Here is a 20680-nt window from a genome sequence, read left to right as displayed (position 1 = left end):
CCGCCGCCTCGCGGCTCTAGGGGATCGATGACTGAGTATGGCCGGGGCCAGGGCTCCGAACCGTGGCATCCCGAGGACCCGTACTACGGGGACGGTGGATGGGAGGGACAGCAGGCCCAGCCGGGCCAGCAGTCTCCCTACGGCGGCCAGCCGCAGCACTATCCGGAGCAGCCGCAGCAGCAACAGCAGCAGTACGGCGACTGGGGCACCGGCCAGCAGGACGGATACGGTCAGGCGCACCCGCAGAACCCGCACCCGCAGCATCCGCAGCAGCAGTACCCGCAGCAGCAGTACGACCAGCAGCAGTACCCGGGGCAGGGTCAGCAGGGGTACGACAACGGCGGCTGGGGAACCGGCACGCACACGCATGTCCAGTACACCGACCCCTCGGACCCCTACGGCCAGCAGAACGCCGCCTATGGCGAGCAGCAGCCGGACTACTACGGCACGCCTGAGGCGTACCCGCCGCCGGAGCCGCCGAGCAGGCGCCAGGCCGAGCCGGAGCCGCGTACCGACTGGGACCCGGGCCCCGACCAGGGCGAGCACGCCTTCTTCGCGGGCGGCGGCGATGACGACGACGTGGACGACGAGCCGGGGGACCGGCGCAGTCGCGGCGACCGGCGGGGCCGGGGCGGCAAAGGCGGCAAGAAACGCCGTAGCGGATGCGCCTGTCTGGTCGTCCTGCTGGTGTTCGGCGGGGGCATCGCCGGAGTCGGATATTTCGGGTACCAGTTTTACCAGGATCGTTTCGGCGACGCCCCGGACTACGCGGGCAGCGGCAACGGCGAGCAGGTCACCGTCGAGATCCCCAAGGGCGCCGGCGGCTATGCCATCGGCCAGGAGCTGAAGGCGCAGGGCGTGGTCAAGAGCGTCGACGCTTTCGTCGCCGCTCAGCAGCAGAACCCCAAGGGCAACACGATCCAGGCCGGCGTCTACACGCTGGAGAAGGAGATGTCGGCCGACAGCGCGGTCGACATGATGCTCAGCCCGGAGAGCCAGAACAACCTGATCATCCCCGAGGGCACCCGCAACGTCGCGGTCTACAAGCTGATCGACACACGTCTCGACCTCGACAAGGGCACCACGGCGAAGGTCGCCGACGAGAAGTGGAAGAGCCTCGGTCTCCCCGAGTGGGCGACCGACCACAAGAACGTCAAGGACCCGCTGGAAGGCTTCCTCTACCCGTCCAGCTATCCGGTCGCCAAGGGCCAGAAGCCCGAGGCCGTCCTCAAGCAGATGGTGGCCCGGGCCACGGAGAAGTACGAGGAGCTCGGTCTGGAGCAGAAGGCCGAAGACCTGGGCCTGGACGGACCGTGGGAGCTGCTCACCGTGGCGAGCCTGGCGCAGGCCGAGGGCACCAGCCACGACGACTTCCGCAAGATGGCCGAGGTCGTCTACAACCGCCTCAAGCCCGACAACCCCGAGACCTACGGCGGTCTGGAGTTCGACTCCTCGTACAACTACATCAAGAACCAGAGCAAGATCGACCTGACGATCGCCGAGCTCAGGCAGTACAACAACCCGTACAACACGTACTACGTCAAGGGACTGCCGCCCGGCCCGATCGACAACCCCGGCGAAGAGGCGCTCAAGGGCGCGCTCAACCCGACGGACGACGGCTGGTACTACTTCATCTCGCTGGACGGCAAGACCAGCAAGTTCACCAAGACCCTCGCGGAACACGAGAAGCTGGTCGAGCAGTTCAACGCGTCGCGGAACAACGACTGACGGCTCAAGGACAGGAACAATGACAGTTCAGGGCACCGACGCCCGCCGGGCCGCCGTGCTCGGTTCGCCCATCGCCCACTCCCTGTCGCCGGTGCTGCACCGCGCCGCGTACGAGGAGCTGGGGCTGGCCGGCTGGACGTACGACCGGTTCGAGGTGGACGAGGCCGCGCTGCCCGGGTTCTTCGCCGAACTCGGGCCGGAGTGGGCCGGACTGTCGCTGACCATGCCGCTGAAGCGGGCGGTCATCCCGCTGCTCGACGAGATCAGCGAGACGGCTCGCTCGGTCGAGGCGGTCAACACCGTCGTGTTCACCGAGGACGGCCGCCGCGTCGGCGACAACACCGATATCCCCGGCATGGTCGCCGCCCTGCGTGAACGCGGCATCGAGCAGGTCGACTCGGCGGCGATCCTGGGCGCCGGCGCCACCGCGTCCTCCGCACTGGCCGCCCTCGCCCGCGTCTGCACCGGCGAGGTCGTGGCATACGTCCGCAGCCCCGCGCGCGCCGCCGAGATGCGGCAGTGGGGCGAGCGGCTCGACGTCGAGGTGCGTACGGCGGACTGGGCGGATGCCGCCGACGCGCTCCGCGCGCCCCTGGTCATCGCGACCACCCCGGCCGGTACGACGGATGAGCTCGCCGCCGCCGCCGTACCGGAGCGGCCGACCACGCTGTTCGACGTGCTGTACGACCCGTGGCCCACCGCGCTCGCGGCCCGCTGGTCCATGTTCGGCGGGGCCGTGGTCAGCGGACTCGACCTGCTGGTGCATCAGGCGGTGCTCCAGGTCGAGCAGATGACGGGACGTGCCCCGGCCCCACTGGACGCCATGCGAAAAGCGGGCGAACACGCGCTCGACGCCCGATAAGATCCTTCCGGTTCCGCAGGGGGCGGGACCGGGAGGGGAACAGTTCGATGTCCACAGGCCAGCCGCTGGCGTCCGCCAAGAGCCAGATCTTCGAGAGCCTGCTGTGGTTCCTGCCCGACTGGGTGCAGAACACCGTGCTCGTACTGATCATCCTGGCCGTGCTGGCGACCTGGGGCATCAAGCTGCGCAACAAGATCGCCTACCGCCGTGCCCTGCGCCAGGCGCAGGCGGCTCCGGTGCCGGCGACGGTCGACCAGGGCAGCGGGGCCGACTACCTCGGCCCCTACGCCCCTCAGCAGGCGCAGCCGCAGCCGAGCGGCGCCGACTTCCTGGGCGCGTACGCCCCGCAGCGGCGTCCGGAGGACAGCTCCGCGTGATGGCGCAGCCGCGTCGCGGGCTGACACATTCGCGTCCGACTGATGGACCGGCGGCCGGGGACGGCCCCGGGACGTGGGAGGATCGGAAGTGGCGGGCCGGGGCCGCGCACCTGGTCTTGCCGTCGCCGTACGCGAGGACGCGCGTACGAAGGGCAGTACCAGGGCGCGAGCACTGAGGAGCATCGTTGAGCAGGTTGCGCTGGCTGACCGCGGGGGAGTCCCACGGCCCCGCACTCGTGGCGACGCTGGAGGGCCTTCCGGCCGGCGTGCCGATCACCACGGAGATGGTGGCGGACCACTTGGCCCGGCGCCGGCTCGGCTATGGCCGCGGTGCGCGGATGAAGTTCGAGCGCGACGAGGTCACCTTCCTCGGCGGCGTCCGGCACGGCCTCACCCTGGGTTCCCCGGTGGCCATCATGGTCGGGAACACCGAGTGGCCGAAGTGGGAGCAGGTCATGGCGGCCGACCCGGTCGACCCGGAGATCCTCGCCGGACTCGCCCGCAACGCCCCGCTGACCCGGCCCCGGCCCGGCCACGCGGACCTCGCGGGCATGCAGAAGTACGGCTTCGACGAGGCCCGGCCGATCCTGGAGCGCGCCTCGGCGCGTGAGACGGCGGCCCGGGTGGCGCTCGGGGCGGTGGCGCGGTCGTACCTGAAGGAGACCGCGGGCATCGAGATCGTCTCGCACGTCGTGGAGCTGTGCTCCGTGAAGGCCCCGCAGGGCGTCTACCCGACCCCGGCCGACGTCGAGAAGCTGGACGCCGACCCGCTGCGCTGCCTGGACGCGGACGCGTCGAAGGCGATGGTCGCGGAGGTCGACCAGGCCCACAAGGACGGCGACACCCTCGGTGGCGTGGTCGAGATCCTGGCGTACGGCGTTCCCGTCGGCCTCGGCTCGCATGTGCACTGGGACCGCAAGCTGGACGCGCGGCTCGCCGGTGCCCTCATGGGCATCCAGGCGATCAAGGGCGTCGAGCTCGGCGACGGCTTCGAGCTGGCGCGGGTGCCGGGCTCGAAGGCGCACGACGAGATCGTGAAGACCGACGAGGGCATCCGCCGGGTCTCCGGTCGCTCCGGCGGCACCGAGGGCGGTCTGAGCACCGGCGAGCTGCTGCGCGTCCGCGCCGCGATGAAGCCGATCGCGACCGTGCCGCGCGCGCTGCAGACCGTGGACGTGACCACCGGCGAGGCGACCCAGGCGCACCACCAGCGCTCCGACGTCTCGGCGGTCCCGGCCGCCGGTATCGTCGCCGAGGCCATGGTGGCGCTCGTCCTCGCGGACGCGGTGGCGGAGAAGTTCGGCGGCGACAGCGTGCCCGAGACCCGCCGCAATGTTCAGTCGTACCTCGACAACCTGGCCATCCGATGAGCCCTGCGCCGGTCGTCGTCCTGGTCGGCCCGATGGGCGTGGGCAAGTCCACCGTCGGACAGCTGCTCGCCGAGCGGCTCGGTGTCTCCTACCGGGACACCGACGACGACATCGTCGTCGAGCAGGGCCGGACCATCGCCGAGATCTTCGTCGACGAGGGCGAGCCCGCCTTCCGCGCGATCGAGAAGCGGGCGGTGCACAAGGCCCTCGCCGAGCACGACGGTGTCCTGGCCCTGGGCGGCGGCGCGATCCTCGACGAGGACACCCGCGCGCTGCTGGCCGGCCAGCGGGTCGTCTACCTCTCGATGGACGTCGAGGAGGCGGTCAAGCGCACCGGCCTGAACGCCGCCCGCCCGCTGCTCGCGGTCAACCCGCGCAAGCAGTGGCGCGAACTGATGGAGGCGCGACGGCACTTGTACGAGGGCATCGCGACGGCGGTCGTCGCCACTGATGGCCGTACGCCCGAAGAAGTCACCCAAGTCGCCCTGGACGCACTGGAGTTGAAGGAAGCATGAGCGAGGCAGTGACGCGGATCCAGGTCGGCGGTACGGCGGGCAGTGAGCCGTACGAGGTCCTGGTGGGCCGTCAGCTCCTGGGCGAACTCGGCGGGTTGATCGGTGACAAGGCCAAGCGGGTCGCCGTCATCCACCCCGAGGCCCTCGCCGAGACCGGCGACGCGCTGCGCGGCGACCTCGTCGAGCAGGGCTTCGACGCCGTCGCCATCCAGGTGCCGAACGCGGAGGAGGCCAAGACCGCCGAGGTCGCCGCCTACTGCTGGAAGGCGCTCGGCCAGTCCGGCTTCACCCGCACCGATGTCGTCGTCGGAGTCGGCGGCGGTGCCACCACCGACCTCGCCGGGTTCGTGGCGGCGACCTGGCTGCGCGGGGTGCGCTGGATCGCGGTCCCCACCACCGTGCTGGCCATGGTGGACGCGGCCGTCGGCGGCAAGACCGGCATCAACACCGCCGAGGGCAAGAACCTCGTCGGCGCCTTCCACCCGCCGGCGGGCGTCCTGTGCGACCTGGCCGCACTGGATTCGCTGCCCGTCAACGACTACGTCTCCGGACTCGCCGAGGTCATCAAGGCCGGCTTCATCGCCGACCCGGCGATCCTCGACCTCATCGAGTCCGACCCCGAGGCCGCCCGCACCCCGGCCGGACCGAACACCGCCGAGCTGATCGAGCGCTCGATCCGGGTGAAGGCCGAGGTCGTCTCCTCGGACCTGAAGGAGTCGGGCCTGCGCGAGATCCTCAATTACGGCCACACACTGGGCCACGCCATCGAGAAGAACGAGCGCTACAAGTGGCGCCACGGCGCGGCAGTGGCCGTCGGTATGCACTTCGCCGCCGAGCTGGGCCGTCTGGCAGGGCGCCTGGACGACGCGACCGCCGACCGGCACCGCACGATCCTGGAAGCGGTCGGCCTTCCGCTGCACTACCGCTACGACCAGTGGCCCAAGCTGCTGGAGACCATGAAGGTCGACAAGAAGTCCCGCGGCAACCTGCTCCGCTTCATCGTCCTGGACGGTCTGGCCAAGCCCACCGTCCTGGAGGGACCGGACCCGGCGGTGCTTCTCGCCGCGTACGGAGAAGTGGGCCAGTAAGTCCGCCGGGGCGCCGTACGCCCGATTTTCCTTGTGCGCATGGGCACTTCGGACTGCCCCCGGCCGTTCACCAAACGATGACCGGGGGCGGTACCGTTCGGTAGGGAGCGGGGCTCGCCCCTCGCTGCCAGCGCCAATGGCCCGTACGAGATGGAGTGGCACCGGATGCAGCACGCAGTGGGTTCTCCGCTGCCGCCGCCCCACCAGCCGGGGCACGGACCGGCCGTCGGCTGGTCCCCGGCCGCACATCACCCGGGTCCGCCGCACCCGGGCCCCCACCAGGGAGCCGCCCCCGTGCCCCCGCCGGCACCCGGCTTCACCGGACCGCCGCCCGGCTCGGTTCCGCCGGCCCCCCAGCACATTCCGCCGCCTCCGGCCCCGGAGACCACCGGCCATGTGCCGCTGCCGCCCGGCGGCCCGGTCGGCATGCCGAGCACCCCGCCCGCCCCGGCCGCCCCCGATCCGTCCGGTACGACCCTCGCGGTGCTGCTCATCGGCCCGGCGGGCGCCGGAAAGACCAGCGTCGCCAAGTACTGGGCCGACCATCGCCGCGTCCCCACGGCCCACATCAGCCTCGACGACGTCCGCGAATGGGTCCGCTCCGGCTTCGCCGACCCCCAGACCGGCTGGAACGACCACTCCGAGGCCCAGTACCGCCTGGCCCGCCGCACCTGCGGCTTCGCCGCCCGCAACTTCCTGGCCAACGGCATCTCCTGCATCCTCGACGACGCGGTCTTCCCCGACCGCCCGGTGGTCGGCCTCGGCGGCTGGAAGCGCCACGTGGGCCCCGGCCTGTTGCCGGTGGTCCTCCTCCCGGGCCTGGAGATCGTCCTGGAACGCAACGCGGAACGCTCGGGCAACCGCCGCCTCACCGACGAGGAGGTGGCCCGCATCCACGGCCGCATGGCGGGCTGGTACGGCTCGGGCCTGCCGATCATCGACAACTCACAGCTGGATGTGCAGCAGACGGCACAGGTCTTGGACGACGTACTGGCAAGATCAATAGCAAGCCCACCGAGCTGGTAACCGACCTAGGGGCACGTACCTAACGGCAGCCACCCCCCACTCGGCCCTCCCAACCGGCGCCGCACCCACAAGACTCCTACGCTCGTGTCATGTCAGAGGTGTACGCCACTCGTCGAGCAAGGCTCAGAGACCACTGCCAAGCCGGCGGCAGCCAATCCGCTCTGGTCACCCGCCCCGCGAACGTTCGCTACCTGGCGGGCGCAGCCCCGAAGGGCGCAGCCCTGCTGATCGGCCGTACCGAGGACCTGCTGGTGTGCACCGGCCCGCCCGGCGACCGCCCCACGCAAGGCCGCCCGGACGAGGCGCTGCGGGTGCACAACCTCCCCGGTGCCGACGGCGACCCGGCGGTTGCCGCGGCCGACCTCGCGGCAGCGCAACGCGCCGAATCCCTGGCCGTGGAGGAGCATCACCTCACCGTCGCCCGGTACAGAGCCATCAGCTCCGTTGTGCCCCGGCTGCGCCTCGCGGAGCTGGGTGGAGCCGTCGAGCAGCTCAGGGTGGTCAAGGACGAGGAGGAGATCTCCTGTCTGCGGATCGGCGCCGAGATCGCCGACCAGGCCCTCGGCGAGCTCCTGGAGTCCATCCTCGTCGGCCGCACCGAACGGCATCTCGCCCTGGAGCTGGAGCGCCGGCTGGTCGACCACGGCGCCGACGGCCCGGCGTTCCCGACGTCCGTCGCCACCGGCCCGAACTCCGGCAGACGAGCCCACCGGCCCACCGACCGACGCGTCGAGGAGGGCGACTTCCTCTCCGTCTGCCTGGGCGCCACCTACCGCGGCTACCGCTGCGAGATCGGCCGAACCTTCGTCATCGGCACCTCACCGGCGGACTGGCAGATCGAGCTGTACGACCTCGTCTTCGCCGCTCAGCGCGCCGGCCGGGAGAGCCTCGCACCCGGCGCCGCCTACCGCGACGTGGACCGCGCGGCACGTCAGGTGCTGGACTCCGCGGGCCATGCGGAGGGCCTGCCACCGCTCACCGGCCATGGCGTCGGACTCGAAATCGACGAGGACCCGCAGTTGGCTCCCGCGGCCATGGGTAAACTGGACGCTTGCGTGCCGGTCACCGTCGAACCGGGGGTCCACCTCCCGGGCCGGGGCGGCGTCCGGATCGATGACACGCTCGTCGTCCGCCCCGAGGCGGACGGCGGACCCGAGCTACTCACCATCACGACCAAGGAGCTGCTCGCGCTGTAGGAGTGCGTGCGCCGGGGTCGTCCACGTCAGTCCAGGAGATTCCGCAACCGTGGCTTCCACGAACGACCTCAAGAACGGCATGGTGCTCAAGCTCGAAGGCGGCCAGCTCTGGTCCGTCGTCGAGTTCCAGCACGTCAAGCCCGGCAAGGGCCCGGCCTTCGTGCGCACCAAGCTCAAGAACGTGCTCTCCGGCAAGGTCGTCGACAAGACGTTCAACGCCGGTGTCAAGGTCGAGACGGCCACTGTCGACAAGCGCGACATGCAGTTCTCGTACATGGACGGCGAATACTTCGTCTTCATGGACATGGAGACGTACGACCAGCTGATGGTCGACCGCAAGGCCGTCGGCGACGCCGCCAACTTCCTGATCGAGGGCTTCACCGCCACCGTCGCGCAGCACGAGGGCGAGGTGCTCTTCGTCGAGCTGCCGGCAGCCGTCGAGCTCGTCATCCAGGAGACCGAGCCGGGCGTCCAGGGCGACCGCTCCACCGGTGGCACCAAGCCCGCCATCCTGGAGACCGGCCACCAGATCAACGTCCCGCTCTTCATCACCACCGGTGAGAAGATCAAGGTCGACACCCGCACCAGCGACTACCTCGGCCGGGTGAACAGCTAACCGTGGCTGCCCGCAACACGGCCCGCAAGCGCGCCTTCCAGATCCTCTTCGAGGGCGACCAGCGCGGCGCCGATGTCCTGACGGTCCTCGCGGACTGGGTACGGCTCTCCCGGGCCGACACCCGGCAGCCGCCGGTGAGCGAGTACACGATGCAGCTGGTCGAGGGCTACGCGGTGCACGCGCGGCGCATCGACGAGCTGATCGCGCAGTACTCGGTCGGCTGGACGCTCGACCGGATGCCGGTCGTCGACCGCAACATCCTGCGGCTCGGCGCCTATGAGCTGATCTGGGTGGACGAGACCCCGGACGCCGTCGTGCTCGACGAGATGGTGCAGCTGGCCAAGGAGTTCTCCACGGACGAGTCGCCTTCGTTCGTCAACGGCCTCCTCGGCCGCCTGAAGGAGCTCAAGCCGACGCTGCGCCGCGAGGCGTAAGCCGGTACGACAAACGCCGGAGGGCCCGCAGCCAACTGCTGCGGGCCCTCCGGCGTGTACGGGACTCCTGAGGCCCGCAGAAAGCCGCCGGGGTGGCCGGAACCGTTAAGTTCCAGCCACCCCGGAGGCACGTTTCTGCTCAGTCGGCAGAAGGGTCAGCTCTCCTCGTGGGTCACCGCGCGGCGAGCGTCGGCGTCCAGCACGCCCCAGCTGATCAGCTGCTCGGTGAGGACCGAGGGGGACTGGTCGTAAATGACGGCGAGTGTGCGCAGGTCGTCCTGGCGGATCGAGAGCACCTTGCCGTTGTAGTCACCGCGCTGGGACTGGATCGTCGCGGCGTAGCGCTGGAGGGGGCCCGCCTTCTCGGCCGGGACATGGGCCAGTCGCTCCAGGTCAAGGACCAGCTTCGGCGGCGGCTCGGCGGCCCCGCCCGGCGTGGTGCCGGGCAGCAGCTCCTGCACCGGAACGCCGTAGAAATCCGCCAGCTCGGCAAGGCGCTGCACGGTCACGGCGCGGTCACCGCGCTCGTACGAACCGACCACCACGGCCTTCCAGCGTCCCTGGGACTTCTCCTCGACACCGTGGAGGGAAAGGCCCTGCTGGGTGCGGATGGCCCGGAGCTTGGCCCCGAGCTGTTTGGCGTATTCGCTGGACATATAGCTCCCCGGACACTGTGTCGACGCGGCCGGCCGTCTTCCTGCCGCGCGGCTGGTAACTCACTGTGAGGTTACGCAGCGTGACTCTTCTGCGTCAAGCCGAATGGTCCACACCGACTCTTCCGTGGCAGCGGCAACCGATTGGGCCAAGGGGGTGATCCGGGTCCGTTTCCCGGCCTGCTACGGTGGATGACGCAAACCCGACGTCCTTTAAGGTCCGTCCCGTGAGGCGGAGAAGGAGGTCCTTTTCCTATGGACACGCAAGCGTCCGATGCGCGGCCCGTTCTCGAAGGCCCCGACATCGCGCGGGTATTGACCCGTATCGCCCACGAGATCGTCGAGCGCGCCAAGGGCGCCGACGACGTGGTGCTCCTCGGCATTCCGACCCGGGGCGTCTTCCTCGCCCGGCGGCTGGCCGAAAAGCTCGAAGAGATCACCGAGCGCAAGATCCCGGTCGGCTCTCTCGACATCACCATGTACCGCGATGACCTGCGCATGCACCCGCCGCGTGCGCTCGCCCGCACCGAGATCCCCGGTGACGGGCTCGACGGCCGCCTAGTCGTCCTCGTCGACGATGTGCTCTTCTCCGGCCGCACCATCCGCGCCGCCCTCGACGCGCTGAACGACATCGGCCGCCCGCGCGCGGTGCAGCTCGCCGTGCTCGTCGACCGCGGCCACCGCGAACTGCCCATCCGCGCCGACTACGTCGGCAAGAACCTCCCCACGTCGTTGCGGGAGACGGTCAAGGTCCTGCTCACCGAGGAGGACGGTCGCGACACCGTGCTGCTCGGTGTGAAGCCGACCTCGTAGCAGACGGATCGCGTACGCCTCTTCGGTGTGCGCTCGTCTGCCCGGAATCTCCCGATATCTGAACTGCCTTACGGAGCCTGACAGATGCAGCGTCATCTCATCTCGGCCGCCGACCTCACCCGCGACGACGCCGTCCAGATCCTCGACACCGCCGAGGAGATGGCCCGGGTGGCCGACCGCCCCATCAAGAAGCTGCCGACCCTGCGCGGCCGCACCATCGTCAACCTCTTCTTCGAGGACTCCACGCGTACGCGTATCTCCTTCGAGGCCGCCGAGAAGCGGCTGTCCGCGGACGTCATCAACTTCTCCGCCAAGGGCTCCAGCGTGTCCAAGGGCGAGTCCCTCAAGGACACCGCCCAGACGCTGGAGGCCATGGGCGTCGACGCCGTGGTGATCCGGCACGGCGCCTCGGGAGCGCCGTACCGGCTCGCCAACTCCGGCTGGATCGACGCGGTCGTCATCAACGCCGGTGACGGCACCCACCAGCACCCGACCCAGGCCCTGCTGGACGCCTTCACCATGCGCCGTCGGCTCGTCGGCCGGGACGCCGGGATCGGTCAGGACCTGGCGGGCAAGCGCATCACGCTCGTCGGCGACGTCCTGCACAGCCGGGTCGCCCGCTCCAACGTCGATCTGCTGCACACCCTCGGCGCCGAAGTCACCCTCGTCGCCCCTCCGACACTGGTGCCGGTCGGTGTCGAGACCTGGCCCTGCGAGGTCTCGTTCGACCTCGACAGCACGCTGCCCAAGTCCGACGCGGTGATGATGCTGCGGGTCCAGCGTGAGCGGATGAACGCCGCGTTCTTCCCCACCGAGCGCGAGTACTCGCGGCGCTACGGCCTCGACGGCGACCGCATGGCGCGGATGCCCGAGCACGCCATCGTGATGCACCCGGGCCCGATGGTCCGGGGCATGGAGATCACCGCCGAGGTCGCCGACTCCGAGCGCTGCACCGCCATCGAGCAGGTCGCAAACGGAGTCTCCATCCGGATGGCCGTTCTGTATCTGCTGCTGGGCGGCAACCAGCCCGCCGTCACCCACACCCGTATCGAGGAGAAGTAAGACACATGAGCAAGATCCTGATCCGTGGTGCGAAGGTGCTCGGCGGCGAGCCGCAGGACGTGCTGATCAACGGTTCGTTGATCGAGGCCGTCGGCACCGGGCTCTCCGACGAGGGCGCCGAGGTCGTCGAGGCCGCAGGCAAGGTGCTGCTGCCGGGCCTGGTCGATCTGCACACCCATCTGCGCGAGCCCGGCCGCGAGGACTCCGAGACGGTTCTGACCGGCACGCGCGCGGCGGCGAGCGGTGGCTACACCGCGGTGTTCGCCATGGCCAACACCTTCCCCGTCGCCGACACCGCCGGTGTGGTCGAGCAGGTCTACCGGCTCGGCCAGCAGCACGGCTACTGCGATGTGCAGCCCATCGGTGCCGTGACCATCGGCCTGGAGGGCAAGAAGCTCGCCGAGCTGGGCGCCATGCACGAGTCGGCCGCCGGGGTCACCGTCTTCTCCGACGACGGCAAGTGCGTCGACGACGCCGTGATCATGCGGCGGGCGCTGGAGTACGTGAAGGCCTTCGGCGGGGTCGTCGCCCAGCACGCCCAGGAGCCGCGGCTGACCGAGGGCGCCCAGATGAACGAGGGCGTCGTCTCCGCCGAGCTGGGTCTCGGGGGCTGGCCCGCGGTGGCCGAAGAATCGATCATCGCCCGGGATGTCCTGCTCGCCGAGCACGTCGGCTCCCGCGTCCACATCTGCCACCTGTCGACCGCCGGGTCCGTGGAGCTCGTGCGCTGGGCCAAGTCCCGCGGCATCGACGTCACCGCCGAGGTCACCCCGCACCACCTGCTCCTCACCGACGAGCTGGTGCGGACGTACAACCCGGTCTACAAGGTGAACCCGCCGCTGCGCACCGAGCGCGATGTGCTCGCCCTGCGCGAGGCCCTCGCCGACGGCACGATCGACATCGTCGCCACGGACCACGCCCCGCATCCGCACGAGGACAAGGACTGCGAGTGGGCCGCGGCCGCCATGGGCATGGTCGGTCTGGAGACCGCGTTGTCAGTGGTCCAGGAGACGATGGTGGACACCGGGCTCCTCACCTGGGCCGGGGTCGCCGAGCGCATGTCCTTCAAGCCCGCCGAGATCGGGCAGGCGAAGGGCCACGGCCGTCCCGTCTCGGCTGGTGAGCCCGCCAACCTCACGCTCGTCGACACGGAATACCGTGGGTCCGTGGACCCCGCGGGCTTCGCCTCGCGCAGCCGCAACACTCCGTACGAGGGGCGTGAGCTGCCGGGCCGTGTGACGCACACGTGGCTCCGGGGCAAGGCCACGCTCGTCGACGGGAAGCTCACGTGACACCACTTCTGACCATCGCCGCCGAACAGAAGTCGGCCGAGGTGACCGACTGGGCAGCCCGTATCGGGTGGCTCGTCGGCCTCGCCCTCTTCGTCGCGCTCGTCTACTGGCTGATGCGCGAGGGCTGGAAATGGCGCGGCACGCTCCAGGGCGACCTGCCCGAGCTGCCCAGCGCGCCGTCCGAGCCGGGCGAGGCCACACTGACGATGAGCGGCCGTTACCACGGCTCCACCACCGCCGGGCAGTGGCTCGACCGCATCGTGGCGCACGGCCTGGGCACCCGCAGTCGGGTCGAGCTGACGCTGACGGACGCGGGCCTGCACGTCGTACGCCCCGGGGCGAGCGACTTCTTCGTCCCGGCCGGACAGCTGCGCGAGGCCCGGCTCGACAAGGGCATCGCCGGCAAGGTCCTGACCGAGGGCGGACTGCTCGTGGTGACCTGGGCGCACGGCGACCGGCTGATCGACTCCGGCTTCCGCTCGGACACGGCCGCCGAGCACACCGCGTGGGTCGACACCCTGAACCAAATGATCAACAACACGGAAGGCGCACGATGACGACCTCCACAAGGGGAGCCACCAAGGTTCCCGCCGTCCTCGTCCTGGAGGACGGCCGGATCTTCCGCGGCCGTGCCTACGGGGCCGTGGGGGTGACCTTCGGCGAGGCCGTGTTCTCCACGGGCATGACGGGTTACCAGGAGACCCTCACCGACCCGTCGTACCACCGCCAGGTCGTCGTGATGACCGCCCCGCACGTCGGCAACACCGGCGTCAACGACGAGGACCCGGAGTCGAAGCAGATCTGGGTCGCCGGGTACGTCGTGCGCGACCCCGCGCGCGTGCCGTCCAACTGGCGCTCCCGGCGCTCGCTGGACGACGAGCTGCGCCAGCAGGGTGTCGTCGGTATCTCCAACATCGACACGCGCGCGTTGACGCGCCATCTGCGGGAGCGCGGCGCCATGCGCGTCGGCATCTTCTCCGGCAACGCCCTGCCCGACGAGGGCACCATGCTCGCCGAGGTGCGCCAGGCCCCCGAGATGAAGGGCGCCGACCTCTCCGCCGAGGTCGCGACCAAGGAGGCGTACGTCGTCCCCGCGATCGGCGCGAAGAAGTTCACCGTCGCCGCCGTGGACCTCGGCATCAAGGGCATGACCCCGCACCGGATGGCCGAGCGCGGCATCGAGGTGCACGTGCTCCCCGCGACGGCGACCGCCGAGGACGTCTTCGCCGTGAACCCGGACGGCGTGTTCTTCTCCAACGGCCCCGGTGACCCGGCCACCGCCGACCACCCCGTCTCCGTGATGCAGGCGGTCCTGGAGCGCGGCACCCCGCTGTTCGGCATCTGCTTCGGCAACCAGATCCTGGGCCGCGCGCTGGGCTTCGGAACCTACAAGCTGAAGTACGGCCACCGCGGCATCAACCAGCCGGTGCAGGACCGTACGACCGGCAAGGTCGAGGTCACCGCGCACAATCACGGCTTCGCCGTCGACGCCCCGACCGACAAGGTCTCCGAGACCCCCTACGGCCGCGCCGAGGTCTCCCACGTCTGCCTGAACGACAACGTGGTGGAGGGGCTCCAGCTCCTCGACCGCCCGGCCTTCAGCGTCCAGTACCACCCCGAAGCGGCAGCGGGCCCGCACGACGCCGCGTACCTGTTCGACCGCTTCGTTTCCCTGATGGAGGGCCAGCGTGCCTAAGCGCACCGATATCCAGTCCGTCCTGGTCATCGGCTCCGGCCCGATCGTCATCGGCCAGGCCGCCGAGTTCGACTACTCCGGCACGCAGGCGTGCCGGGTGCTCAAGGCCGAGGGCCTGCGCGTCATCCTGGTCAACTCCAACCCGGCGACGATCATGACCGACCCGGAGATCGCCGACGCGACCTATGTCGAGCCGATCACCCCGGAGTTCGTCGAGAAGATCATCGCCAAGGAGCGCCCGGACACCCTGCTGCCCACCCTGGGCGGCCAGACGGCCCTGAACACGGCGATCTCGCTGCACGAGGCGGGCACGCTGGAGAAGTACGGCGTCGAGCTGATCGGCGCCAATGTCGAGGCCATCAACAAGGGCGAGGACCGCGACCTCTTCAAGGAGGTCGTCGAGGCGGTCCGCCGGAAGATCGGGCACGGCGAATCCGCCCGCTCGGTCATCTGCCACTCCATGGACGACGTCCTCAAGGGCGTCGAGACCCTCGGCGGCTACCCGGTCGTCGTCCGCCCCTCCTTCACCATGGGCGGCGCCGGCTCCGGCTTCGCGCACGACGAGGAGGAGCTGCGCCGTATCGCCGGACAGGGCCTCACGCTCTCGCCGACCACCGAGGTGCTCCTGGAGGAGTCCATCCTCGGCTGGAAGGAGTACGAGCTGGAGCTGATGCGCGACAAGCACGACAACGTCGTGGTCGTCTGCTCCATCGAGAACTTCGACCCCATGGGCGTGCACACCGGTGACTCCATCACCGTCGCCCCGGCGATGACGCTGACCGACCGCGAGTACCAGACCCTGCGCGACATCGGCATCGCCGTCATCCGCGAGGTCGGCGTCGACACCGGCGGCTGCAACATCCAGTTCGCGGTGGACCCCGAGGACGGCCGGGTCATCGTCATCGAGATGAACCCGCGCGTGTCGCGTTCGTCGGCGCTCGCCTCCAAGGCGACCGGCTTCCCGATCGCCAAGATCGCGGCCAAGCTCGCCGTCGGCTACACCCTCGACGAGATCCCGAACGACATCACCCAGGAGACCCCGGCCTCCTTCGAGCCCACGCTCGACTACGTGGTCGTGAAGGCTCCCCGGTTCGCCTTCGAGAAGTTCCCGTCCGCCGACTCGACGCTGACGACCACCATGAAGTCGGTCGGCGAGGCGATGGCCATCGGCCGCAACTTCACCGAGGCGTTCCAGAAGGCGCTGCGCTCGCTGGAGAAGAAGGGCAGCCAGTTCACGTTCGTGGGCGAGCCCGGCGACAAGGCTTCCCTGCTCGCAGAGTCCGTCCGTCCCACCGACGGCCGGATCAACACCGTTATGCAGGCCATCCGCGCGGGTGCCACGCCCGAGGAGATCTTCGAGTACACGAAGATCGACCCCTGGTTCGTCGACCAGCTCTTCCTCATCAAGGAGACCGCCGACGAGCTCGCCGAGGCCCGTGAGCTGACCCCCGAACTGCTCTCCGAGGCCAAGCGGCACGGCTTCTCCGACCAGCAGATCGGCGAGATCCGCGGGCTGCGCGAGGACGTCGTCCGCGAGGTCCGGCACGCCCTCGGCATCCGCCCGGTCTACAAGACGGTCGACACCTGCGCCGCCGAGTTCGCCGCGAGGACGCCGTACTTCTACTCGTCCTACGACGAGGAGACCGAGGTCGCCCCGCGCGAGAAGCCCGCGGTGATCATCCTCGGCTCCGGCCCCAACCGCATCGGCCAGGGCATCGAGTTCGACTACTCCTGTGTCCACGCCTCCTTCGCGCTGAGCGACGCCGGGTACGAGACCGTGATGGTCAACTGCAACCCGGAGACCGTCTCCACGGACTACGACACCTCCGACCGCCTGTACTTCGAGCCGCTGACGCTGGAAGACGTGCTGGAGATCGTCCACGCGGAGTCCCTGGCGGGGCCGGTCGCGGGCGTGGTGGTCCAGCTCGGCGGCCAGACCCCGCTGGGCCTCGCGCAGGCCCTGAAGGACAACGGCGTCCCGATCGTCGGCACCTCCCCGGAGGCGATCCACGCCGCCGAGGACCGCGGTGCCTTCGGCCGTGTCCTGCAGGAGGCCGGCCTCCCGGCCCCCAAGCACGGCACCGCGACCACCTTCGCCGAGGCCAAGGCCATCGCCGACGAGATCGGCTACCCGGTCCTCGTCCGGCCGTCGTACGTCCTCGGCGGGCGCGGCATGGAGATCGTCTACGACGAGACCCGGCTGTCGTCCTACATCGCCGAATCGACCGAGATCAGCCCCTCCCGGCCGGTGCTCGTCGACCGCTTCCTGGACGACGCGATCGAGATCGACGTGGACGCGCTCTACGACGGCGAGGAGCTCTACCTCGGCGGCGTGATGGAGCACATCGAGGAGGCCGGTATCCACTCCGGCGACTCCGCGTGCGCGCTGCCCCCGATCACGCTGGGCGGCTTCGACATCAAGCGGCTCAGGGCCTCCACGGAGGCCATCGCCCGCGGCGTCGGGGTGCGCGGCCTGATCAACATCCAGTTCGCGATGGCGGGTGACATCCTCTACGTCCTGGAGGCCAACCCGCGCGCGTCCCGTACGGTCCCCTTCACCTCGAAGGCGACCGCCGTGCCGCTGGCCAAGGCCGCCGCCCGGATCTCGCTCGGCTCGAGCATCGCCGAGCTGCGGGCCGAAGGTCTGCTGCCGCGCACCGGGGACGGCGGCGAGCTGCCGCTGGACGCGCCGATCTCCGTCAAGGAGGCCGTCATGCCGTGGTCGCGCTTCCGCGACATCCACGGCCGCGGCGTCGACACGGTCCTCGGCCCGGAGATGCGCTCCACCGGCGAGGTCATGGGCATCGACTCCGTCTTCGGCACGGCGTACGCCAAGTCGCAGGCGGGCGCGTACGGCCCGCTGCCCACCAAGGGCCGCGCCTTCATCTCGGTGGCCAACCGCGACAAGCGGTCGGTGATCTTCCCCGCGCGTGAGCTGGTCGCGCACGGCTTCGAACTGCTGGCCACCTCCGGCACCGCCGAGGTCCTCAAGCGGAACGGCATCACCGCCTCCGTGGTCCGCAAGCAGTCCGAGGGCATCGGCCCGAACGGCGAGAAGACCATCGTCCAGCTCATCCACGACGGCGAGGTCAACCTCATCGTCAACACCCCGTACGGCACCGGTGGCCGCCTGGACGGCTATGAGATCCGTACGGCGGCCGTGGCGCGGTCCGTGCCGTGTCTGACGACCGTGCAGGCACTGGCCGCCGCGGTGCAGGGCATCGACGCCCTCAACCACGGCGACGTGGGCGTCCGTTCGCTCCAGGAACACGCGGAACACCTGACCGCGGCCCGCGACTAGCAGCCCTGAGGGGGACACCGGAAACGGTGTCCCCCTCTTGGTGAGGACACCAATTCTGGTGAGGACCATGTACAAGATCTTCTTCAACCTCGTCTTCAAGCGGATGGACCCGGAGCAGGCGCACCACCTCGCCTTCCGCTGGATCCGGCTCGCCGTACGCATCCCGGTGCTGCGCACCTTCATCGCCGCCGCGCTCGCGCCCCGCCACAAGGAGCTGCGCACCGAGGCCTTCGGGCTGCGGATGCACGGGCCGTTCGGGCTCGCCGCCGGCTTCGACAAGAACGCCGTCGCGATCGACGGGATGTCGATGCTCGGCTTCGACCACGTCGAGATCGGCACGGTCACCGGGGAGGCGCAGCCCGGCAACCCCAAGAAGCGGCTCTTCCGGCTCGTGCCGGACCGCGCGCTGATCAACCGCATGGGCTTCAACAACGAGGGCTCGCTGGCCGTCGCCGCGCGCCTGGCCTCCCGTACACCGGTTTTCCAGACCGTCGTGGGCGTGAACATCGGCAAGACCAAGGTCGTGCCCGAGGCCGAGGCGACCGGCGACTATGTGAAGTCGACCGAGCGGCTGGCGCCGTACGCCGACTACCTGGTCGTGAACGTCTCCTCGCCGAACACGCCCGGGTTGCGCAACCTCCAGGCCACCGAGGCGCTGCGCCCGCTGCTGAGCGCCGTGCGCGAGGCCGCCGACCGTACCGTCACCACGCGCCGCGTCCCGCTGCTGGTCAAGATCGCGCCGGACCTCGCCGACGAGGACATCGACGCCGTGGCCGACCTCGCCGTCGAGCTCGGCCTGGACGGGATCATCGCCACCAACACCACCATCGCGCGCGAGGGGCTCGGTCTGACCTCCGCACCCGCCCTGGTCCAGGAGACCGGCGGCCTGTCCGGCGCCCCGCTCAAGGCACGCTCCCTGGAGGTGCTGCGGCGTCTCTACGCGCGCGTGGGCGACCGCATCACCCTGGTGGGCGTGGGCGGCATCGAGAACGCCGAGGACGCCTGGCAGCGCATCCTGGCCGGCGCCACGCTGGTCCAGGGGTACAGCGCCTTCATCTACGAGGGGCCCTTCTGGGGCCGCGCGATCCACAAGGGGCTCGCCGCCCGCCTGCGCACCAGCCCGTACGCCACCCTCGCCGACGCGGTCGGCGCCGACGTAAGGAAGGCCGCATGACTCTGGAACCCTTCGGCGCCCGGCTGCGCCGTGCCATGGACGAGCGGGGCCCGCTGTGCGTCGGCATCGACCCGCACGCCTCGCTGCTCTCGGAGTGGGGCCTGAACGACGACATCGCCGGTCTGGAGCGGTTCAGCCGTACGGTCGTCGAGGCGATGGCCGACCGGGTCGCCGTACTGAAGCCGCAGAGCGCGTTCTACGAGCGCTTCGGGTCGCGCGGGGTCGCCGTCCTGGAGAAGGCGGTCGAGGAGGCCCGGGCGGCCGGCGCGCTGGTCGTGATGGACGCCAAGCGCGGTGACATCGGCTCGACCATGGCCGCGTACGCCGAGTCCTTCCTGCGCAAGGACTCCCCGCTGTTCTCGGACGCGCTGACCGTCTCGCCGTATCTCGGCTACGGATCGCTCTCGCCGGCCGTGGCGCTCGCGCGGGAGAGCGGCGCGGGGCTGTTCGTGCTGGCACTGACCTCCAACCCGGAGGGCGGCGAGGTCCAGCACGCGGTGCGACGCGACGGCCGTGACGTCGGCGCGACAATGCTGGCGCACCTGGCCGCTGAGAACGAGGGGGAGGAGCCGCTCGGTTCCTTCGGAGCGGTCGTCGGCGCCACGCTGGGCGATCTGTCGTCCTACGACCTGAGGATCAACGGTCCGCTCCTGGCGCCCGGCATCGGCGCCCAGGGGGCCACCCCGGCGGACCTTCCCCGGGTCTTCGGGGCGGCGGTGCGCAATGTCGTGCCGAACGTCAGCCGAGGGGTGCTGCGGCACGGTCCCGACGTCGGGGCGCTGCGTGCGGCGGCGGAGCGATTCGCGGAGGAGATCCGGGCAGCCGTAACTATTTAGACGCTTGTTCGAGTCCTCCGATGAGTGGCCGCGGGCCGACTTGAGTCTGAATACATCCTCAAATCCGGGGCAGTATGTCTGAAATGTCCGTCCTGGCGGAGGCTGACCAGGACTTTTCCGCTGTTCTCGCTGACTCTGGCGGACTTGGCCGCTAGTCTCCGAGCAGAGTCAAAGGGCAAGCGTGTTGCTCGTGGCTCCCCAGGTGTGGGGCGACTAGGTTCCTCACCGGTCCGTATCCGACAGTTCAACATCCGAGGTGACGTAGGCGTGGCTCTTCCGCCCCTTACCCCTGAACAGCGCGCAGCCGCGCTCGAAAAGGCCGCCGCGGCTCGCCGGGAGCGGGCCGAGGTCAAGAATCGACTCAAGCACTCCGGCGCCTCCCTTCACGAGGTCATCAAGCAGGGCCAGGAGAACGACGTCATCGGCAAGATGAAGGTCTCCGCCCTCCTTGAGTCTCTGCCGGGCGTGGGCAAGGTCCGCGCCAAGCAGATCATGGAGCGACTCGGCATCTCCGAGAGCCGCCGCGTGCGTGGCCTCGGTTCCAACCAGATCGCGTCCCTGGAGCGTGAGTTCGGCAGCACCGGCTCCTGATCCCGGGCACTGCCGGGAAGGGAGTCCCGGGCACCCCGGGATTGCTGGAA

20 protein-coding genes are annotated in these 20680 nt (G+C 70.0%); 19 read left to right on the top strand and 1 reads right to left on the bottom strand.

The window, feature by feature from the left end:
• Positions 1–27: 27 nt before the first annotated feature.
• The 10 genes from mltG to nusB all read left to right on the top strand — a co-directional run bounded on the left by mltG (position 28) and on the right by nusB (position 9212).
• The gene (gene mltG, locus OHT76_RS07910) at positions 28–1728 is read left to right on the top strand and encodes an endolytic transglycosylase MltG (RefSeq protein WP_328870031.1); all 1701 of its coding nucleotides are present in this window, start codon (positions 28–30) and stop codon (positions 1726–1728) included.
• Between the two features lie 19 nt (positions 1729–1747).
• On the top strand, positions 1748–2590 hold the full coding sequence (locus OHT76_RS07905; protein WP_328870030.1) for a shikimate dehydrogenase: 843 nt from the start codon (positions 1748–1750) through the stop codon (positions 2588–2590).
• Between the two features lie 47 nt (positions 2591–2637).
• Positions 2638–2967 carry a hypothetical protein gene (locus tag OHT76_RS07900; protein WP_328870029.1) on the top strand — a complete coding sequence of 110 codons (330 nt, stop codon included), beginning with the start codon at positions 2638–2640 and terminating at the stop codon, positions 2965–2967.
• Between the two features lie 185 nt (positions 2968–3152).
• Positions 3153–4337, top strand: a complete 1185-nt coding sequence (gene aroC / locus OHT76_RS07895; RefSeq protein WP_328870028.1) for a chorismate synthase — start codon at positions 3153–3155, stop codon at positions 4335–4337.
• Positions 4334–4852, top strand: coding sequence for a shikimate kinase (locus tag OHT76_RS07890; protein ID WP_328870027.1), 519 nt, complete (start codon positions 4334–4336; stop codon positions 4850–4852). Before aroC ends, OHT76_RS07890 begins: the two co-directional genes overlap by 4 nt.
• Complete coding sequence (aroB, locus tag OHT76_RS07885) at positions 4849–5940, top strand: 3-dehydroquinate synthase (RefSeq protein ID WP_328870026.1); 1092 nt, start codon at positions 4849–4851, stop codon at positions 5938–5940. The genes OHT76_RS07890 and aroB overlap by 4 nt, the downstream gene beginning before the upstream one ends.
• Before the next feature lie 165 nt (positions 5941–6105).
• Positions 6106–6966 carry a Pro-rich N-terminal domain-containing protein gene (locus OHT76_RS07880; protein WP_328870025.1) on the top strand — a complete coding sequence of 287 codons (861 nt, stop codon included), beginning with the start codon at positions 6106–6108 and terminating at the stop codon, positions 6964–6966.
• A gap of 89 nt (positions 6967–7055) precedes the next feature.
• The gene (locus OHT76_RS07875; protein ID WP_328870024.1) at positions 7056–8162 is read left to right on the top strand and encodes an aminopeptidase P family protein; all 1107 of its coding nucleotides are present in this window, start codon (positions 7056–7058) and stop codon (positions 8160–8162) included.
• Between the two features lie 49 nt (positions 8163–8211).
• The gene (efp, locus tag OHT76_RS07870) at positions 8212–8778 is read left to right on the top strand and encodes an elongation factor P (RefSeq protein ID WP_328870023.1); all 567 of its coding nucleotides are present in this window, start codon (positions 8212–8214) and stop codon (positions 8776–8778) included.
• A 2-nt stretch (positions 8779–8780) separates the two neighbouring features.
• Positions 8781–9212 (top strand): transcription antitermination factor NusB, encoded by a 432-nt coding sequence (nusB, locus tag OHT76_RS07865; RefSeq protein ID WP_328870022.1) that lies wholly within the window; start codon positions 8781–8783, stop codon positions 9210–9212.
• Positions 9213–9367: 155 nt separating this feature from the next.
• Here the strand turns inward: nusB and bldD are convergent, their stop codons facing one another.
• Positions 9368–9868 (bottom strand): transcriptional regulator BldD, encoded by a 501-nt coding sequence (bldD, locus tag OHT76_RS07860; protein ID WP_153483851.1) that lies wholly within the window; start codon positions 9866–9868, stop codon positions 9368–9370.
• 252 nt (positions 9869–10120) lie between these two features.
• Between bldD and pyrR the strand changes: the two genes are divergently transcribed.
• The 9 genes from pyrR (at position 10121) to OHT76_RS07815 (ending at position 20630) form a co-directional block, all read left to right on the top strand.
• A complete protein-coding gene (gene pyrR, locus OHT76_RS07855) occupies positions 10121–10678 on the top strand; it encodes a bifunctional pyr operon transcriptional regulator/uracil phosphoribosyltransferase PyrR (protein WP_328870021.1) in 558 nt (185 codons plus the stop codon).
• 84 nt (positions 10679–10762) lie between these two features.
• On the top strand, positions 10763–11740 hold the full coding sequence (locus OHT76_RS07850) for an aspartate carbamoyltransferase catalytic subunit (protein ID WP_328870020.1): 978 nt from the start codon (positions 10763–10765) through the stop codon (positions 11738–11740).
• 5 nt (positions 11741–11745) lie between these two features.
• Positions 11746–13032 carry a dihydroorotase gene (locus tag OHT76_RS07845; RefSeq protein WP_328870019.1) on the top strand — a complete coding sequence of 429 codons (1287 nt, stop codon included), beginning with the start codon at positions 11746–11748 and terminating at the stop codon, positions 13030–13032.
• Entirely contained in the window at positions 13029–13589 is a 561-nt protein-coding gene (locus OHT76_RS07840) for a PH-like domain-containing protein (RefSeq protein WP_328870018.1), read from the top strand. Before OHT76_RS07845 ends, OHT76_RS07840 begins: the two co-directional genes overlap by 4 nt.
• Positions 13586–14728 carry a glutamine-hydrolyzing carbamoyl-phosphate synthase small subunit gene (gene carA, locus OHT76_RS07835; protein ID WP_328870017.1) on the top strand — a complete coding sequence of 381 codons (1143 nt, stop codon included), beginning with the start codon at positions 13586–13588 and terminating at the stop codon, positions 14726–14728. Before OHT76_RS07840 ends, carA begins: the two co-directional genes overlap by 4 nt.
• Entirely contained in the window at positions 14721–18029 is a 3309-nt protein-coding gene (gene carB, locus OHT76_RS07830; RefSeq protein WP_328870016.1) for a carbamoyl-phosphate synthase large subunit, read from the top strand. The genes carA and carB overlap by 8 nt, the downstream gene beginning before the upstream one ends.
• Before the next feature lie 67 nt (positions 18030–18096).
• Positions 18097–19203, top strand: coding sequence for a quinone-dependent dihydroorotate dehydrogenase (locus tag OHT76_RS07825; protein WP_328876480.1), 1107 nt, complete (start codon positions 18097–18099; stop codon positions 19201–19203).
• Positions 19200–20039, top strand: a complete 840-nt coding sequence (pyrF, locus tag OHT76_RS07820) for an orotidine-5'-phosphate decarboxylase (protein ID WP_328870015.1) — start codon at positions 19200–19202, stop codon at positions 20037–20039. The genes OHT76_RS07825 and pyrF overlap by 4 nt, the downstream gene beginning before the upstream one ends.
• 267 nt (positions 20040–20306) lie before the next feature.
• A complete protein-coding gene (locus tag OHT76_RS07815; protein WP_003977346.1) occupies positions 20307–20630 on the top strand; it encodes an integration host factor in 324 nt (107 codons plus the stop codon).
• Positions 20631–20680: the final 50 nt, after the last annotated feature.

The organism is Streptomyces sp. NBC_00287 (genome assembly GCF_036173105.1).
GTDB lineage: Bacteria > Actinomycetota > Actinomycetes > Streptomycetales > Streptomycetaceae > Streptomyces.
The sequence above is the reverse complement of the archived record's forward strand: the minus strand, read 5'-3'. Positions and strand labels throughout refer to the sequence as shown.

Coding starts and splice junctions, on each gene's coding strand:
- mltG (WP_328870031.1), top strand. CDS start 28: ATGACTGAGTATGGCCGGGGCCAGGGCTCCGAACCGTGGCATCCCGAG.
- OHT76_RS07905 (WP_328870030.1), top strand. CDS start 1,748: ATGACAGTTCAGGGCACCGACGCCCGCCGGGCCGCCGTGCTCGGTTCG.
- OHT76_RS07900 (WP_328870029.1), top strand. CDS start 2,638: ATGTCCACAGGCCAGCCGCTGGCGTCCGCCAAGAGCCAGATCTTCGAG.
- OHT76_RS07890 (WP_328870027.1), top strand. CDS start 4,334: ATGAGCCCTGCGCCGGTCGTCGTCCTGGTCGGCCCGATGGGCGTGGGC.
- aroB (WP_328870026.1), top strand. CDS start 4,849: ATGAGCGAGGCAGTGACGCGGATCCAGGTCGGCGGTACGGCGGGCAGT.
- OHT76_RS07880 (WP_328870025.1), top strand. CDS start 6,106: ATGCAGCACGCAGTGGGTTCTCCGCTGCCGCCGCCCCACCAGCCGGGG.
- OHT76_RS07875 (WP_328870024.1), top strand. CDS start 7,056: ATGTCAGAGGTGTACGCCACTCGTCGAGCAAGGCTCAGAGACCACTGC.
- bldD (WP_153483851.1), bottom strand. CDS start 9,868: ATGTCCAGCGAATACGCCAAACAGCTCGGGGCCAAGCTCCGGGCCATC.
- pyrR (WP_328870021.1), top strand. CDS start 10,121: ATGGACACGCAAGCGTCCGATGCGCGGCCCGTTCTCGAAGGCCCCGAC.
- OHT76_RS07850 (WP_328870020.1), top strand. CDS start 10,763: ATGCAGCGTCATCTCATCTCGGCCGCCGACCTCACCCGCGACGACGCC.
- OHT76_RS07845 (WP_328870019.1), top strand. CDS start 11,746: ATGAGCAAGATCCTGATCCGTGGTGCGAAGGTGCTCGGCGGCGAGCCG.
- carA (WP_328870017.1), top strand. CDS start 13,586: ATGACGACCTCCACAAGGGGAGCCACCAAGGTTCCCGCCGTCCTCGTC.
- OHT76_RS07825 (WP_328876480.1), top strand. CDS start 18,097: ATGTACAAGATCTTCTTCAACCTCGTCTTCAAGCGGATGGACCCGGAG.
- pyrF (WP_328870015.1), top strand. CDS start 19,200: ATGACTCTGGAACCCTTCGGCGCCCGGCTGCGCCGTGCCATGGACGAG.